Source organism: Bacillus sp. FSL K6-3312 (genome assembly GCF_038007485.1).
GTDB classification, from domain to species: Bacteria; Bacillota; Bacilli; order Bacillales; family Bacillaceae; genus Bacillus; species Bacillus pumilus.
In genome coordinates this window covers 1-16,318 of sequence record NZ_JBBOXI010000002.1, presented here as the reverse complement: position 1 = coordinate 16,318, position 16,318 = coordinate 1, and the positions used below count along the sequence as shown (strand labels likewise).

17 protein-coding genes are annotated in these 16,318 nt (G+C 38.8%); 11 read left to right on the top strand and 6 right to left on the bottom strand.

Annotated features, from left to right (window positions below; translation table 11 throughout):
• The first annotated feature begins 1 nt into the window (after window position 1).
• From MHI11_RS20730 to MHI11_RS20685, 11 genes are all read left to right on the top strand, one after another.
• The gene (locus tag MHI11_RS20730; RefSeq protein ID WP_326137075.1) at window positions 2-262 is read left to right on the top strand and encodes a TcpD family membrane protein; all 261 of its coding nucleotides are present in this window, start codon (window positions 2-4) and stop codon (window positions 260-262) included.
• Window positions 263-265: 3 nt separating this feature from the next.
• A complete protein-coding gene (locus MHI11_RS21005) occupies window positions 266-733 on the top strand; it encodes a conjugal transfer protein (protein ID WP_445424530.1) in 468 nt (155 codons plus the stop codon).
• A complete protein-coding gene (locus MHI11_RS20725; RefSeq protein ID WP_340962394.1) occupies window positions 672-3,167 on the top strand; it encodes an ATP-binding protein in 2,496 nt (831 codons plus the stop codon). Before MHI11_RS21005 ends, MHI11_RS20725 begins: the two co-directional genes overlap by 62 nt.
• Entirely contained in the window at window positions 3,164-3,514 is a 351-nt protein-coding gene (locus MHI11_RS20720) for a cystatin-like fold lipoprotein (protein WP_340962392.1), read from the top strand. The genes MHI11_RS20725 and MHI11_RS20720 overlap by 4 nt, the downstream gene beginning before the upstream one ends.
• A 34-nt stretch (window positions 3,515-3,548) precedes the next feature.
• Window positions 3,549-5,633: a CD3337/EF1877 family mobilome membrane protein gene (locus tag MHI11_RS20715; RefSeq protein ID WP_340962391.1), complete on the top strand. Its 2,085-nt coding sequence runs from the start codon at window positions 3,549-3,551 to the stop codon at window positions 5,631-5,633.
• A gap of 33 nt (window positions 5,634-5,666) precedes the next feature.
• Window positions 5,667-6,602 carry a bifunctional lytic transglycosylase/C40 family peptidase gene (locus MHI11_RS20710; RefSeq protein ID WP_445424534.1) on the top strand — a complete coding sequence of 312 codons (936 nt, stop codon included), beginning with the start codon at window positions 5,667-5,669 and terminating at the stop codon, window positions 6,600-6,602.
• A 13-nt stretch (window positions 6,603-6,615) separates the two neighbouring features.
• On the top strand, window positions 6,616-7,164 hold the full coding sequence (locus MHI11_RS20705) for a hypothetical protein (RefSeq protein ID WP_135033133.1): 549 nt from the start codon (window positions 6,616-6,618) through the stop codon (window positions 7,162-7,164).
• A gap of 132 nt (window positions 7,165-7,296) precedes the next feature.
• Entirely contained in the window at window positions 7,297-7,569 is a 273-nt protein-coding gene (locus MHI11_RS20700; protein WP_135033156.1) for an AbrB/MazE/SpoVT family DNA-binding domain-containing protein, read from the top strand.
• Between the two features lie 360 nt (window positions 7,570-7,929).
• On the top strand, window positions 7,930-8,307 hold the full coding sequence (locus tag MHI11_RS20695) for a hypothetical protein (RefSeq protein ID WP_340962389.1): 378 nt from the start codon (window positions 7,930-7,932) through the stop codon (window positions 8,305-8,307).
• A 42-nt stretch (window positions 8,308-8,349) separates the two neighbouring features.
• The gene (locus MHI11_RS20690; RefSeq protein WP_340962387.1) at window positions 8,350-8,547 is read left to right on the top strand and encodes a hypothetical protein; all 198 of its coding nucleotides are present in this window, start codon (window positions 8,350-8,352) and stop codon (window positions 8,545-8,547) included.
• Between the two features lie 224 nt (window positions 8,548-8,771).
• Complete coding sequence (locus MHI11_RS20685; protein WP_340962386.1) at window positions 8,772-8,915, top strand: hypothetical protein; 144 nt, start codon at window positions 8,772-8,774, stop codon at window positions 8,913-8,915.
• A gap of 1,220 nt (window positions 8,916-10,135) precedes the next feature.
• Here MHI11_RS20685 and MHI11_RS21000 read toward each other — a convergent pair.
• The 6 genes from MHI11_RS21000 to MHI11_RS20645 all read right to left on the bottom strand — a co-directional run.
• A complete protein-coding gene (locus MHI11_RS21000) occupies window positions 10,136-11,371 on the bottom strand; it encodes a BclA C-terminal domain-containing protein (RefSeq protein ID WP_445661873.1) in 1,236 nt (411 codons plus the stop codon).
• A gap of 50 nt (window positions 11,372-11,421) precedes the next feature.
• Complete coding sequence (locus MHI11_RS20670) at window positions 11,422-11,769, bottom strand: DUF3992 domain-containing protein (protein WP_136945106.1); 348 nt, start codon at window positions 11,767-11,769, stop codon at window positions 11,422-11,424.
• Between the two features lie 69 nt (window positions 11,770-11,838).
• Complete coding sequence (locus MHI11_RS20665) at window positions 11,839-12,462, bottom strand: CotZ-related putative spore coat protein (protein WP_268454086.1); 624 nt, start codon at window positions 12,460-12,462, stop codon at window positions 11,839-11,841.
• Between the two features lie 1,033 nt (window positions 12,463-13,495).
• A complete protein-coding gene (locus MHI11_RS20660) occupies window positions 13,496-13,630 on the bottom strand; it encodes a hypothetical protein (RefSeq protein WP_268454044.1) in 135 nt (44 codons plus the stop codon).
• Between the two features lie 125 nt (window positions 13,631-13,755).
• A complete protein-coding gene (locus MHI11_RS20655) occupies window positions 13,756-14,859 on the bottom strand; it encodes a response regulator aspartate phosphatase (RefSeq protein WP_340962384.1) in 1,104 nt (367 codons plus the stop codon).
• Between the two features lie 636 nt (window positions 14,860-15,495).
• Window positions 15,496-16,318 (bottom strand): hypothetical protein (locus MHI11_RS20645; RefSeq protein WP_340962383.1); only part of this gene is annotated, 823 nt, incomplete at its 5' end.

Here is a 16,318-nt window from a genome sequence, read left to right as displayed (position 1 = left end):
CATGATGAATTTTTTTGCAAATCCCGTTTTAGCTGCTAGTCTTCCGTCTCTCGGTAATTTAACAAACTGGATACAAACTGAAGGCGGAAACGCTGTTGCAATTGTTTTGGTTTGCTTCGGTATTTACTATCTATTTAGACAGGATTTCCCTAAATTGATTGGATTCGTCATTGTCGCTGGATTCGTATTTTTCGCAGTAGGTAATCCAGAGCGACTTTTAAAGCAATTGGGTGAACTTGCTACGACTGTATTTGGGGGGTAAGGAATGAGGTCATACAACTATAAAAAAACAATGAATCACCCTATAACCCTTTATAAACTGTGGCGTCTCAATTTGAATTTTGGACTTAGTTTGATGCGAGGAATATTATTCGCAGTAATATTCCTCACCATGCTTGCTTTTCGTAACTTCTTTAATAGTATCGGCTCGATTATGCCAGGATTAACCCTCGTATTGTATATTGGTATTCCTTTTTTGTTAAGCGGGTTTCTCCACAAACAGAAATATAACGGGAAGAAGATACATCGTTTTCTATTTGACTTTACGAACTATTTTTTTAGCGTATATCTTCCAAAGCGCAAATATGCCAATGACCAAGAGGTTTTATACTCAAATATTAAACAAGTAACCTTTGAAGATACAATTATTCGAAGAAGGGGCGGTGATAACGGTGAAACTAAAGACACCGATCAAAAGCGTACACGACAATCTTATGTTGACGAAATCGGGTGAGATTTATGCTTTCTATCGAATTAGCCCCGTTGTTGTGCCTCAGAGTAATAAAGAGAAGCTCGAGGATCACAAAGCAGAGTTTAGAATTTTGTTTAAAGAATTGGAACAGTACAAAGATATTCACTTAGAAATGTACCCGCAGCAGATGGATTTAGAGCAGCGCTTTGGTTATTTGGAGAAAGACTTTCATCCGAGCACCTTAGAGATCGGGCGCTATTACAACCGAGAAACGATTAATATTTTAGAAAATGAGCTTGGCAGCGTTACGCAGCCTGATTTCATCCTTGGTGTCCGCCTCAAAGGAAACCTTTTAGAAGGATCGGAAGATATCAAAGGAATTGTGAAGAATGCCTTTACGTCTGTTTCAGACGTATTGGTTAACCTTTTGGGATTGGAAAGAGAAATGACCGCAGAGTTTTTTCAACGATTTGAAGGGCTTGAAAAAGACCTTTTTCAACTGGTGGCAAGTGTTGGCGGTCGCCGGCTTACAGAAGATCAATTGATCTATATAAACCGATACAATTTCTTAAGAGATATACACCATAGTGTGGTTGAAGAACAAAAAAAGCGCGGTCAAACAAATATAACTGATGCCATTATTGATCCAACAGAACCCGGGTTTCTAAAGCTTCAGACAACCGAAGGGGAATGCTATACAAGTTTTGTCGTAGTCGATGACTTTCCCGAAGATATGGAATACTCCCACATTTTCCAAAGGGCGCAAAACTTAAATTTTCCCGTAGAGCTGCATATAAAAGCACAATACCAGTCAAGAGAATCAACATTGAGCAAGATTGCTTTAACAAAACAACGTTTCAAGCAAACACAGGAGGATATGAACCAGGTTGATGAAGTAGATGACAGGCTCCTATCTGGCCGTGAATTGCTGACTGATTTAAACAATAAAATCCGTAATCACAATGCGCCATATTTGAAGTGGGTAGCGACTTTTGTTGTCAGTGGAAAGACTAAAAAGGAATGTAAGCACAGAGCAAGCGAAGTCATTAGGATCATGAAGCATTCACAAATATATTGTGTGCGTCCTATCGCGGATCAGTTGCAACTTTTCTATAAATTTTTACATGGTACACCGTTGCAATTTGAGAAAAACTGGGTTCAGTCAACAACACACGAAGGCTTTGCAGAAAACCTTTTTGGTGTATCAAGCCGGTTAGGTTCTAATGTGGGCTTTTATTTTGGAAGAGTTGACAAATTTACAGAAAAAGTCCCGATTGATCAATCTATAGCAAGTAGTCGAGATATTGTACTTTACCATCCGTTTATTGCTAATGAGGGGATCGCGGGTGCTTCTACTGACAGCCCGCATGTAAATATTACGGGAGCCACTGGAAAAGGTAAGTCCTTTTTAGTGAAAATGATCCTGCTATATCTCTCATTTTTGGATTGTCAGGTATTAATGACTGATCCAAAGGTGGAGATACGAAAGTGGTTTACGAAAGCGATTAATGATCCAGATGTACGGGTTAAGTATCCGATGTTTGTCGAATTGATTCGCTCATTTCACTATGTCACGCTTGATGTCTCTGATAAAAGGAATTTCGGCGTTTTAGACCCAATTATCTTCCTTGATGGCTTTGAAGCGAAAGAGGCTGCTCAAAACATCATTGAACAAATTTATGATTTACATGGGAAAGATACTGTAAAAACGGAAGTTCTGAAAACTTTAGATGCGGTTATTGAACGAAAAGCAAGGGGCGAAACCGTTGGACTTATGCATGTTGTAGATCATCTAGCAGCAAATAAGGAAGACCCAACAATTAAGGGTGCGGGCGAGCTACTTGTACAAATGGTTCAGAATAGCATTCTTCAATTAGTTTTCAGCTATGGGGATGCTGATGCCATTAACTTGAACCGCAAAGTAACTATTTTAGAAATTGCCGGTTTAGACTTACCGAAAGAAGATGATGACCCACGTTATTACAGTGACAGCGACAGGAAAAGTCTTAGCATTATGATTAGTCTTGCAAAATTCTGTGAAAAATTTGGCCGCCGCAGTCATGATGATCCGACAGCAATCATTTTTGACGAAGCTTGGACATTGACTAAAGCCCGCGGAGGTAAACGATTAATCAAGGATATGAAGCGTGTTGGTCGTTCCTTTAAAAATCAGCTTTATCTTGTTTCACAGAATATGGCCGACTCCGAAACAGATGATGACAAGGGGAATTTCGGTGCGCGTTTTGCTTTCGATAACGATGTTGACCGGCCGGATATTTTAAAGACGATGAACCTTCCGCAAACAAAACAAAATGAGGAGATGCTTGCGAATATGGTAAAAGGTCAGGCGTTGTTTATGGATTTTTACGGCCGTGTTGGAAAGTTATCAATAGATTGCTTGTTTGAAGAGTGGCGAGCTGCATTCAAAACAGTTGAAAAATCGCACTCAGCTAGAGCAGAGGAGGAACTGGCATGATAAAAAAACTTGTTTTATCTTTTGCTCTTTTGGCTGCCATAACCGGCCTAGCCGGTTGCGGCAGCACAAAGGCGAAATATGATGAAGCCATAGATCAAGTGATAAGTCTGGAAAATCAGAGTTTACAGCGACCAGGTGTAAAAAAAGATATAGATGAATTAGATCGAAAAAATGCTGAGATTCGTGTATACAAAGATGGGAAGTACATTTCGTTGGATTATCGAATTAGAGTAGGCGACACAATTAGAAGAACTTATGAAAAACAAAAGAACGATGAATATGACTTGTATCCAGAAGATGATGACAATCTTGGAAAGCCTGATTATACGGAAAATGTAGAAGAATAAGCCTGAATGTATATATGTAGACAGGAGGGAAGACATGAAAAAAAACTCGAAAATAATACTGTTTACTCTATCGGTTTTCGTCATTGTCATCTCCTTTTTAGGGACTGCTGCTTTTGCAGATGATAATAGTAATAAAGTGCAGCCAAAGGATGTAAAGCAGGGGGGAGTCACTCTTGATAGTCAAAGATATAGCTATGATCAATACGAAGCTGTAGCTGATGTAGAGTCGAGTTTCAATCCCTTTTCGGAAAAAAACATCAATAAAAATCTGAATAGTATCGCAAATATTACTTTTGGAATGACTAAGATGGTTGCGAATTTAGTTGATACCGGTCTTGACTGGCTATATAACGTTGAAGTGGTAAATAAATTCGCGGATAAAATCGGGGAAATATCAACTACTTTATGGGAAAACCTTTATGCGGCATTCGGTGTTTTATTGTTTGTGATAGCAGTTCTATATATTTTTTATCAGTATGCGGGTCAAAAAAACAGTATGAAGGCAGGGCAACATACAGTTAGATTGATTGTTGTGATTCTGGTCGCTTTCGTTTGGTTCACGCAAGCCGGTTGGTTTTTAAAGGCGATGAACAATGTTAGCAGTGAAGTTCAGGGGCTTATTATGAAAAGCGGAACGCTTTTCAATGATGACCAAGACATTGCACAAGGCGAAGAATTAGAAGGGTCTATTGCTCTCCTTCGGAATAAATATTTTGATATTGCTGTCTATAAGCCATATTTAAATATGAACTATGGCATGACAGATGAGAGTAAGATCACAAAGGATGATAAGGATAGAATCACTAAACTACTGGAATATAAGCTTAATGCAGATGGATATAAAGAGAGGAAAAAAATTGCTGCGAATGAGGCAGATCAGTTGGGTAATACCATGATGTCGCAATCAGGAATTCCGAATAAAATCGGCGTGGCTATATTTTCGTTAGCATTTGCTTGTGTGCTGGGTCTTCCTTTACTGTTGGTGGCGTTTGTTAACTTTGTCGTTCAAATTCTTGTTTTAGCAATAGGCGTCATACTTGCGTTCAGCTTTATTATTTCCTTCTTGCCGAATTTTTCAAATAGTGGTTGGTACACACTTGGCAGGTTGGTTGGTGCATTTTTAATGAAAGCTTTTGTAGGGATCATTCTTCTATTTACGTTTTTGATCATTGATATAACAGGTGAATTGATTCCGATGGATACACCAGGAAAATACATGCTGAATGCTTTTGTGACAGCGGTTGCTATTATCTTAATGATTAAGTTTCGAGATAAAATCATTGAGTTTGTAACAGCTGGTAGGGTGGTTTCAGTGGATGGCGGAACAGTCAAACAAGCTTATGATAAAGGGATTCGTCAGCCAACAGAAAAAACCATTGGAGCTGCTAAGAACTTGGCCGGTGCAGCTGCGGCTGCTTATACTGGCGGAGCTTCAGCTGCGGCATTGCAACAAGCTAAAGAACGAAATGAAAACCGAGAGACCGCAGGTGATGTTTCAGCTAATGCGCTTAAAAGCAATTTGAATGATTCTCCTGACCGTTCCGAGGGACGTACCTCACAAGGAAATTCAGCCGATAAAGTTGTCAACATGAGTAAGTTCAAGGACGGTCGGAAAGACAGGACATCACAAGGCGAATCGCAGGAAGATTCAGATAGACAAAAGCAGCGGCATTCAGGGGGGACAGTTGACGAACGGAATAAACAAGAGCGAGAACCGCAGACACAGAATGCGGCGCCGAAGGCAGAGCCTTTAGATAGAGAGCGATACCGGACTCAACAGGTATCAGAAAGTTCTTCGAGTGAGAATACACGTCCGCGTGTCACATCATGGGATGAGAATGTGAGACGTGAAAGGAAACAGCAGCCGCAGCTATCGAAAAGTCAAAATGTACAAAGGAATGAGACGGCTCGATCAGTAGAGAAAACACGTTCCACTGAAGGTAATGATTTGTCTAGCCTTTCAGCAATGGAGCCTCCAGCAGGAGAAAATGAAAAGCAAAATGCAAGACCTAATCGCTCTCAGCCAAAAGCCCGAGGGGAAAGAAAAGACGAACGTCAAGCACAGAACGTTTCCGAGAAACATCTACCTGAAAACCCTAATCGGGTACGGGGTGAATAAAGCATGAAAAAGATTCTTGTCATCGGCCTCATAATGGCCGTAGCGGGGTATACCGCACTTATGGGATTCATCCTATTGTTTGGTGCTGGAGATGACGAAGGCGGCCGAGTCGGTATAGACAGTAGTATCTCAGGCAAAGCGAAAATCAGTCAGGATGTGGAACGATATCGCCCTCTATTTGAAAAATATGCTGAAAAGTATGATCTTACAAAGCATATAGACGTGATTATGGCGCTTGTCATGCAAGAAAGCGGCGGCCGACACTTAGACGTTATGCAGTCATCGGAATCAATTGGTTTGCCGCCCAATACAATTACTGATCCAGAAGTCAGTATAGATGTTGGAATGAAACATTTTAAAAGCGTCTTAGATAAAGCAGGTGGCGACATTAAATTGACACTCCAAGCCTATAACTACGGCGGCGGGTTCATTGATTACGTTAAAAAAAATGGGGGCAAGTATTCGAAAGAGCTTGCTCTCTCGTTCAGCAAAGAACAGGCCGCAAAGGTAGGTTGGTCGAGTTATGGAGATCCACTTTATGTTGATCATGTACTTAGATATCTAGACACAGGAGGAGGCAAAGGCGGAGGGAAAAACCAAAAATTCGATTATGCTCAAGTACACAATATTATGAAAGAATATTTAGGTATGCCTTATGTGTGGGGCGGCCGGACTCCATCGGCTGGAGGTTTTGATTGTAGCGGCCTCATGGAATATGCTTTTGGGCAAATCGGTGTTGATCTCAATGGTAATGCTGCGACACAGTATGAGAAAACAAAGCCAGTTCCTGATGATGAGGCAGAGCCGGGCGACTTGGTCTTTTTCAGCACATATGCGCCGGGACCGACTCATGTTGGAATGTATGTTGGTGATGGAAAATTCATTAATTCCAATGATTCGGGTCTTGAATATTCGAGTGTAGAAACATGGAAAAAGCTTTATCCATATTTAGGGTTCAGAAGAATATAGAGAGGGTGAGAATGTGGAAGATCAGCAGAAAAGGCGCGGGACACGAATTGTTATAATTGTTTCGATTGTTGTCGTGGCTTTGATGCTGCTTTACACCCAATCTTTAAAAAGGGATTTAGCAGCTGTCACGAAGCAAAAAGAAAACTATTCTGCACAAATTGATCGATTGAAAAAAGTTGACCAGACAAAGGCCGCAGAGTTGAATAATGAGTTTATTAATAAATTTTTCACCTACAGAAATACGAAGCAGCGTTATAAAGATATTGAACCATTAATGACTGAAAAAGGTTACCAATCCACTTATCCAAGCGGAAGCAGTATTCCAAAGAAAGGATCGGATGTTTCTTCTTCTATTTCAGGCTTGCAAAGCTATGAATATCAATCAGACAAGAAAGAAGTTTCTTTTATGAATGAGTTCACTGCACGCACAAGCTATAATGGCACAGCGAGCGAACAGAAAATCGTAATCAAGACACAGCTGATTGCGTTGGATAATGGAGAGTGGAAAGTCGATAATGTTGAATTTATTGCCAATGTAGGAGGACAGCAGGCGCAAGATTAAACACGCCAAGAATTACAGGAAAACAGTGTTGTATATGAGCATTCTGACGCAATTAAATTGATTTTGATGAACAATCACCCATTAATTGCGTCAGAAGCATCCTGAAAATATGAGAGGAGAGAGGCACAATTGATAAAAAGTACAGGTATTGTGCGAAAAGTGGACGAGTTAGGAAGAATCGTTTTACCCAAAGAGCTAAGAAGAGTATTAGACATTAAAGAACGTGATCCGATGGAGATACTTGTTGAAGACGAAAAAATCATTTTGCGTAAATATTACCGAAATAAAGCTTGTATCTACACTGGTGAGGAGTCTGATCAAAATATGACCTTATCGGGAGGTATCGTATTAAGTCGAGAAGGGGCAAAAATTCTATTAGACGAAATAGCAGCCTTGGAAGATTGAAATCTTGAAAGATTACCAACTGTCTTTTTATTCGTGTTTTGATTGATTTTCCTGGAGCCAGGGCAGCTGTTTTGTTCGGGTTTTCACCACATCACAACCAAAAATCTTTCCGGAGTGTGAAAATAGTGCGAAAAATACTGTATAACATAGGAGATAACACTATAAGGTATTGGATTTACAGCATTATTGTTTCTGCCTTTATTGTGATGATCGGAGTATTTCTTAGATCAAGTATAGTGATGGATATTGGATATTTACTTGCTCCTTTGAGCTTCATTGTCACGGGGATAATTCATATTTATTTGTGTATTGATTCAGGAATCCGTTATTTTAACAAGAAATTTAAAGGAGGATTTAGACATGGCAATTATTAAAGAACACTATTTAGGACAGGATACGGAGTTTAATCCACCATTTCCAATCGATGAAGCATCGATCATTATTCAGGAACTGGGGAGTCAATCGACTTTAAACTTTGCTTTAGCATTGCTTCCAAAATTGGGAGAGATTACACATATTACGCACTTTAGAAATGGTCATAAAGCAAGATTTCATACTTATGTGGAGACCGTTCGCTATAAATTATTTATTGATGGAGGTTTAGCCAGTAATTATGGCGGGGAAGGTGGCCGCGCTTTTAAGTCGTTTTTGCTAGGTGTGGGAATTCCGGAAGAAGAGGTTTCCTTTGTGACAAGGTATAATGGTGAAGAAGTGGCCGTAATCGAAATAGCTTTATAAAAAGGATGTTTTGAAATCGAGGATCAAGGAGGAAAGCGTATTATGGAATATAAATTAGTGCCGGTATCCACCCGCATACCCGAAATGGAACAGTCGCTTGCTAAAAACTTAATTGCAACATACAAGGATGCGAAGTTACATAAGAAGTTCCATAAAGATGAAGATTCATACCAGCTGGGTTATGAAATGGGTTTTAAACTGTGTCTTATAGGTTTAGGATATGAAATAGTGGAAAAGTGAAAATAAACACAAGAAGCCGTTAACGGCTTCTTTTTTTATGTAAAAAGGGTTGTTTTACGAGGAGAAGAATGTGAGGTCTTACCGATCGTCTGCACGTTGCAACACTTTCTATACGCTTACTACTAATTAATGCAGACCCAAAATTTTTTCAGGAATTTCAAAAATTTTGTGTTGAAGTCTTATATTAAGAGTAAGGAGGCAATTTGTAGGAGGTGTTTATCCGTTTGACAACATCAAGAGTTCTTTATCAAATTCTTTGCTTAAGCAAAGAAAGAATGGGCTTAAGCCCATCAGGTTTTTTTAAAAAATTTCATTTATTTCTAAAAGAAACCTGTAAAAAGCTAATATTTCAAAGTATAGAAGAGTAGGGGTGAGGTCTTTAAGAATTTTGCTTTTTTCGTGTATATACTTGTCGTGTTTCAATAGACATGCTGGTAAAATGTACATTAGAGACGTTAGCAAGCAATAGTTCTCCCACCCCTATCTTATATCAAGGGGGTGAAGTAGATAGTGAATTCAGAGAAAATAACTACACAACGCGAGACTAGAGTCTCGCGATATAAAGAAAAAAAAGCTTCTCGCAAGAAGCCAATAAACAAACTGCATGTTGCATTAGCATATGAAGTTTTTCGTTTTTTAAACGGTCCTATCGCCAAGGACCTGTTACAGCTTGCGAAAAGCATTTTCTCTAGCCTGTTTAATTAGCCTGTAAAAAAGAGTGAGAATTAAGATAGCACAAGTTTACCTCGCCAAGTAAACATGTTCTATTACGTTTCTGTAATTCTGGGAGAGCTATCTTGTTTCTTACTCTTTATTGTATTCAATTTATCCATTTAAAATACTCTTAAAATAAAAAAGCACACGGTTCGCCTACCGAGTGCCCAATAATGCTTCATTTAATTTCTCAATAGTGAAATTTAAAGGACTCACCATTGAACCGTCTTGTAGACAGTGAAAACAGATATCAATCTCGCCTAGATTGATTAACTACACAAGTACATATTATCATATAATACACTTTGTTTCCACACTTAAATGACTGTGTGCTCAGTCTTTTTATTTGGTTAGTCTGTTCATATATCTATACGCAACCTAAATATTCAATTATTTAGGATCACAGTGGTGTAATAATTTCTGAAGTAACCCTGCAATAAATATACGTTCACTGTGTACAAATAAGTGGCAAGCATAAGACCAGCAACAGAAAATCATATAATGAAGCTGAAATTTGTTCAATCATTGGGTAGGTATGAAATATTGAGCTATCTGGAGAAAAACAGAGATCGGCTTTTTCTTAATGAGGGCCGATTTTTCGATTATTTCCCAAACGGGAAATCCCTCCTGAAGGCGGAATTTGCCCGAATATGAGGATCGGCTAAAAAAAAGACTGCCCCGAAGGGTCATTATGTAAACTTACGAAAAGTAAGTGAGTGAAGTCGTGCTTTTTTGTTTGTCTGTTGTTGTACTAGAAGGTAAATGTAGATCCATTCGGAAGGTAAATAAGGCTGGAGAGAAAATATCTCCAACCTTATCCCAGGGCCCTTTTTTGGTCATACTTTTATTGATATGTTAATTATAACGTAACGTACTACTCTAATCGAATGATACATAATGATGCACCAACCGATCCCCCACCTAATAACACAACAGTCGCTAACAACCCAAAGATTTGAAGCGAGATTTGGTTTCCAGCTGATAAGGTGGTAATGAGTGAAACATTGTAGTTGGCAATTGATAAAGCTGGAGAAAGAATTGACCCCGGAATTGGTATGCCATTATTAATAACCCTTGTGCCGGCAAGCAGAGCCGCATTTGTATTCACTTGATAAGTGATAAAATAACGACCTGATACAGGTACAGTAAAGACCGTATTCCCCCCACTCACAGTAAATCCATCTAAGCTCTGATTATTTGGCAAAGAAACAGCCGTTCCACCTAATACGACAAGCACAGTACTCCCTGACGTATTAGAGGCATACATAGAATTAGTAGTTAAACTTGAACCTGTTGGTCCTGTTGAACCCGTTAATCCTGTTGAACCCGTTAATCCTGTCGGACCTGTCGGTCCTGTTGAACCCGTTAATCCTGTTGAACCCGTTAATCCTGTTGGACCCGTTGATCCTGTCGGACCTGTTGGTCCTGTTGAACCCGTTAATCCTGTTGAACCCGTTAATCCTGTCGGACCTGTTGGTCCTGTTGAACCCGTTAATCCTGTTGAACCCGTTAATCCTGTCGGACCTGTCGGTCCTGTTGAACCCGTTAATCCTGTTGGACCCGTTGATCCTGTCGGACCTGTTGGTCCTGTTGAACCCGTTAATCCTGTCGGACCTGTTGGTCCTGTTGAACCCGTTACGCCTGTTGGTCCTGTTGAACCCGTTAATCCTGTTGGACCCGTTAATCCTGTTGAACCCGTTAATCCTGTCGGACCTGTTGGCCCTGTTGGACCCGTTAATCCTGTTGGACCCGTTAATCCTGTTGAACCCGTTAATCCTGTTGAACCCGTTAATCCTGTCGGACCTGTTAGTCCTGTTGAACCCGTTAATCCTGTTGGCCCCGTTGATCCTGTTGGACCCGTTAATCCTGTCGGACCTGTTGGCCCTGTTGGACCCGTTAATCCTGTCGGACCTGTTGGCCCTGTTGGACCCGTTAATCCTGTCGGACCTGTTGGTCCTGTTGAACCCGTTAATCCTGTTGAACCCGTTACGCCTGTCGGACCTGTTCCACCTGTTGAACCCGTTGATCCTGTTGGACCTGTTGGTCCTGTTGAACCCGTTACGCCTGTTGGACCTTTATTACATCCACACATATTAAGTTGGGCGCACATTTCTGTCACTACTTTCAGCAAAAGTTTGTGGAATCAAAGATACAAACTGATTAATATTGATAATTTAATGAAAAAGAAACGGTTACATTTGAAGTTCCTGTTGCCCCTGCCCCAACAATACCTATTGAGTTGATATCATTCAAAGTGATTGATCTACTTTCTCCTGGTGCTACTGTAAATCCCGCTACTGCTGTTCCATTAACTGTAAGAGAAGCTGTGGGACCTACTCCTTCAATCCCGTTGTTTTCTACCATTATTGTTCCATTTATAACAAAAGAAGTTCCATCTTCCCAAACTGGTGTAGCTACACCTCCAGTATCCCCTAAATCAATCGTAAAACATACTGCATCGTTTACAAAGCCCGTTTGCTCGTTACTACATCCACCTAAAATCGCCATCTTAATCCTCCTCTTATTCATTTCTAAATATGTCTATGTTCTCGTTACCTACTTAGATTATACTAACGACTAGATTCGAAAACTTATTTTCTCTCTTTGTATCAGATTCAACTGTAGCTCTAGTAAAGCATGAACCTTATGTTTTGAATCATTTTTCATAATAGAATTGACATCTTTCACAGTAATCGCTCTACTTTCTCCCTTTTTCACACATAATGTATGCAATGACTTCTTCGTTTGAATATTGATTGATATCGGGGAGTCTTGCTCATCTTGATGGTGCAAAACGACAGTAGCTGTATTCATACTCCTTGTTCCATTTCTCCATAATTCAAGAGAACAGGAGGAAGTTGAAAACCAACAAAAAACAGGATACTTCTCTATGTGTTCCAAAATGAAATGATCAAAAACAGGCAGTTCAACCTCACTAATTCCACAAAACAATGAAACATCTACCAAAACACACGAGTTTGAACGATATAATCCCTTTTGACATAGATGAAAATTCTTGAAGCAAGGTACTAGTAACTCCAATAACACACAATTATTCTCCTCATTTAATGAAATCAAAGAGAAAAAGCATGTCTCAAATACTTTATTACCAGTGAAAACCCAAGAATAAAAGGGCTTACCATCCCCAGTAATGAAACAGAAAGGTGGACAAATTATATCTCCAGATATTTCATGTTGCATGTCTTTTAGTCTGTTTAACATAAGGTTTTTCACTTCAATCATTCCATTTCAAAGCATAAATGCAAAATCACAGGTTTAGTCGCTATTTATTCTATGTGGAACTGAATATTTTGTGCGAATGCCCTAATAGGGAAAATTAACAATTTATATTGACGGGGAGTCATTCCCGAAGGGGGAATTGCCTGGATAATGCCTGTTCTCATCTCAAAACAGAAAACACTTACTTTTCTTCTTATCAAACTGAAGAAGAGCTTCATAAGAGCATAGAAGATTAAAAATTAAACCAGTGTGCTCCGGTAGAATACCGTCACACACTGGCAGCTTAAGCTATTTATATTTGTCTACTTGACAGGGGTAAGACCAAGAGCTTGATGAGCCAGCAATCCGTAAGGCGGTTAAAAACCTTATATCAAGAAATGAACTTGAATGAGATAAGGTGCTGCATACAATGAAGTAGATAAAACTTTTTTCTTTGACGAATCTAAAGTTATCAATGCTGGATCTCCAAAGGATATCGCGGTAGAGATCAAAAATCATTTAGAGTCATTGGGCGGTAGCGATTCTGAAAAGATGTACCAAGATCAACTAGCTGCAAAACAAAAAGGCGAAGTGACAACTATGGTTGCGCCATTAGTGATATGGGCGGCCAAAGTATTGGCTGGCGCAGGTCTAGCATGGCTAGGTAAAAAGCTCTTAGATATGGGTGGCCACGAATTTTGTAAACGATACAAAAATGAAAACAAGACTACTAAGTATGTTTGTAAATTCCTCTAAGGAGGTGTGAATCTTGAAGAAAACAAATTGGTTTTCAACTGTGTTTATCACTACTTTAATCTCGTTTGTGATTCAATCGGGATTAAGTAACTTCGGGGTTATCAACATGTCTAATGTTTGGGCCGACCTGTTCAGTTGGGTTGTTATATTCTTTGTCGTCTTCATTGGTGTTGAAGCATCTTTTAGAACGGTCCATAAAATGAGGCATCGAACTGAATAAAGACAAACAAAAAAAAGCCCTACGGACAGGGCTTTTTCTTTATTCATTTTTCATCCATTTACCTGGATGCTTTGGGCATCCTTTTTTGCGTTTAATAAAGTACACTATTGCTGTGATGATGGCTACAGGTATCACAACAAAAATACCAGCACCGATAATCGTATTCCAAGGCATGTTTACTATCTTCTACCCAAAGTATCCGTCTTCTGCGGTTTGAAAATCATTCGAGGAATTTATCTGTACAGTAGTTGTGATACCCATTAATAAGGCAAGGCTCAAGATTATTACTTTCAGTTGCTTCATTCAATTTCCTCCATCCATGACAATTTTTTGGCTTGTGATTCCAAACCTTCATCAAAGTATTTTGATGCCAGCTTGTGATTATCCTGCTTTTTATAAAATCTTGCTGCCATAATTGACAATTCGGAGGCATCTTTCCAAAGTTTTTGATTTTTCAGTACATTCAGAGCTGCATCTAGTTGGATTTCATCACCTATTACATAAATTGAATGTATGATGCTTAACTTAGCAATATACGCATTGTCAGCTAATTCATTCGCTAATATTAGTGATTCATTGTATGCATCCAGCCCTTCAGCTGTTTTATATAACTGGAAGAGTACACGCGCTAACATGTACTTTGTTCTCATATTCAGCGTAGTATGTGGTTTTTTTAATTCAATAGACAAGACATTCTGGAAAGAGTCTAAAGCTTGCTGAAGCATTCCTTGGCGCTCATAACATACCCCAATGTTGAAATACCCTAGCGCTTGTGGCAAATCAAGGTTAGAAGATGCTGCTAAATTGATAGCATCCTTAAAGGTGGATTTAGCTTGTTCAAATTGGTTTAAATCCATCTTATTTGATGCGATTACCATTAGAGTAATCGCTACCCGACTCTCTTGTAAATCTGCTGATTTAAAGCTTTCTAAAGCTTTTTTGGCATGGTTAATGGAGAAATGATTTTGTGCGATTTTGTAGTACGCAATCGCAAGCTGATAGTTAAATTCAGCACGTTCTAATTCGTCAGGAACATTTCTAAGGCGGGTCTCTGCGATATGATAATAGTTGATAGCGTCTGAAAATCGATTTTTATAGAACTCATACATGCCATTGAAGAAGAAATAATAATACTGAATCATGTCATCCGTTTTCTGCTTCTCTTCAATGTCTATTTGCTTCAATAAAGCTTTTGATCCCTCAAACTCCTGTACCATCATTTTGTATCTGGAATCAATCAAGTTAAAATATAATAAGACATTTTGGTCTTCTGCCATATTTTCGAAAGCTTGTACTATCTCGTTTCTCTTTTTTTCAGCTTTTAGGATATCTTGTTTTTTTATAAGTCCGTACCAATCACCGATCATCTTAGCAACAAGTGGGCTTGCTACTTTTTCTGCCAAACAAACCTCCCCCTATCATTTTACCCTTTTCTTTCATTATCGCAGATCAAATGACCTTTTTAAACAAATTATGTAAAAATAAGTAATACTACTTATCGCCATAGAGAAAGAGCTTTAAAGCAGGAAAAAATCCACCTGCAATAAGTGCTACTTTATTTTTTCGATTTCCTTACTGGTTTTATCTACTTGATCCAAAATCTTAATGACTCGCTTGTAATAGCAAACTGTTTCCTCTTTTTCATTCTGCTGCTGTCTCACATGAAATGGCTGACAAAGTGATTACATCAGTGGTATACCCAAAAAATAAAGCTCGTGTTCGGGAACACAAGCTTTGACTGTTTGTTATGCTTTTTTGTAGCGAATATACATCTCTCGTATAATTTTAACCATTAAGGACGTACACATGCTTAAAAAAGTCACAATTCCTACCCAATACATATTTGACATGTCGAATCCGGTGTAGGCAAATATGAAAATCGTTGAGGTTATAAATGTGATAATTAGAACCACACGAATCTTCTTAAAGATTAAATAGCCAATAATCCCCCAAGCCAAATACAATAATGGTAATGTGAATAAGACAAGAGCCCTGGGTTGAAGATAATGTAAGTTAATTTACTCCACTCTCCTCGTCAGTTATTTTACAACTTCAAAGCTTGTCATTTCCCAATCTCTATTAGCTTTTAGAGGTATCTCTTTAGAGTCTTTACTTTTAATATTATATTCAATAATTCTGCCAATAATTCCATCCTTATCTCTATCAAACATTCTTACCAATGCATAAACCTTGCCGTCTAAAATCTTGACTTCTTCTAAACGTTCGTCATCTGATTTAAAATTAAGTGGAATTTTTTCAGATGATATCTCTTTGAGGTCTTTGTTGAATGTCTTGACTTCTCCTTCATAGGAGACTATCGTGACTCTATCCTTGTCTACATTAGTCTTGTAGATAGTGAAGCCTTCATCCATGACACTCTTTCTTTTCGTATCGAGAGTTTTCTTGTCGAGTATAACCAACATAGAATTTTTCTTACTATCAACGTCATCGTTTACGGCAACCAACAATTCTTTATTGTTTAATGACTTCAAGGATTCATTGTTGTCAGGGAAGAATACCGAGTCCATGTCTATCTCTTTTCGTTTTTCTTTATGATTTTTTGGGTCTATGGAAGACACTATAACACTATCGTTATTATTATTAATAACGGCATATATTTTCCCATCTTCAAATATTGCCGAAGTCAACGACCCTTCAAGTTCAACCTGTTTCTTATCTTCGCCATCTTCTTTCCAGTAGACTAATTCTCCTACTAAGCCATCCTCTGTAAAACCAACGTTAATGTCATGTAAAACATAACCATTAGAGTAGTTAATAAAGAATGCACCCTCGTCATCTGTAGACTTTGAAAGTGATTTTGTATGTAGAGGATTTACCTTGCCATTATTCTTGTCTATCGAT

Bases quoted from the DNA above. Each gene is read 5' to 3' on its own strand.
- MHI11_RS20665 (WP_268454086.1), bottom strand. From the start codon at position 12,462: ATGCAACATGAAATATCTGGAGATATAATTTGTCCACCTTTCTGTTTC.
- MHI11_RS21000 (WP_445661873.1), bottom strand. From the start codon at position 11,371: ATGTGCGCCCAACTTAATATGTGTGGATGTAATAAAGGTCCAACAGGC.
- MHI11_RS20720 (WP_340962392.1), top strand. From the start codon at position 3,164: ATGATAAAAAAACTTGTTTTATCTTTTGCTCTTTTGGCTGCCATAACC.
- MHI11_RS20710 (WP_445424534.1), top strand. From the start codon at position 5,667: ATGGCCGTAGCGGGGTATACCGCACTTATGGGATTCATCCTATTGTTT.
- MHI11_RS20715 (WP_340962391.1), top strand. From the start codon at position 3,549: ATGAAAAAAAACTCGAAAATAATACTGTTTACTCTATCGGTTTTCGTC.
- MHI11_RS21005 (WP_445424530.1), top strand. From the start codon at position 266: ATGAGGTCATACAACTATAAAAAAACAATGAATCACCCTATAACCCTT.
- MHI11_RS20730 (WP_326137075.1), top strand. From the start codon at position 2: ATGATGAATTTTTTTGCAAATCCCGTTTTAGCTGCTAGTCTTCCGTCT.
- MHI11_RS20695 (WP_340962389.1), top strand. From the start codon at position 7,930: ATGGCAATTATTAAAGAACACTATTTAGGACAGGATACGGAGTTTAAT.
- MHI11_RS20690 (WP_340962387.1), top strand. From the start codon at position 8,350: ATGGAATATAAATTAGTGCCGGTATCCACCCGCATACCCGAAATGGAA.
- MHI11_RS20660 (WP_268454044.1), bottom strand. From the start codon at position 13,630: ATGCCTTGGAATACGATTATCGGTGCTGGTATTTTTGTTGTGATACCT.
- MHI11_RS20670 (WP_136945106.1), bottom strand. From the start codon at position 11,769: ATGGCGATTTTAGGTGGATGTAGTAACGAGCAAACGGGCTTTGTAAAC.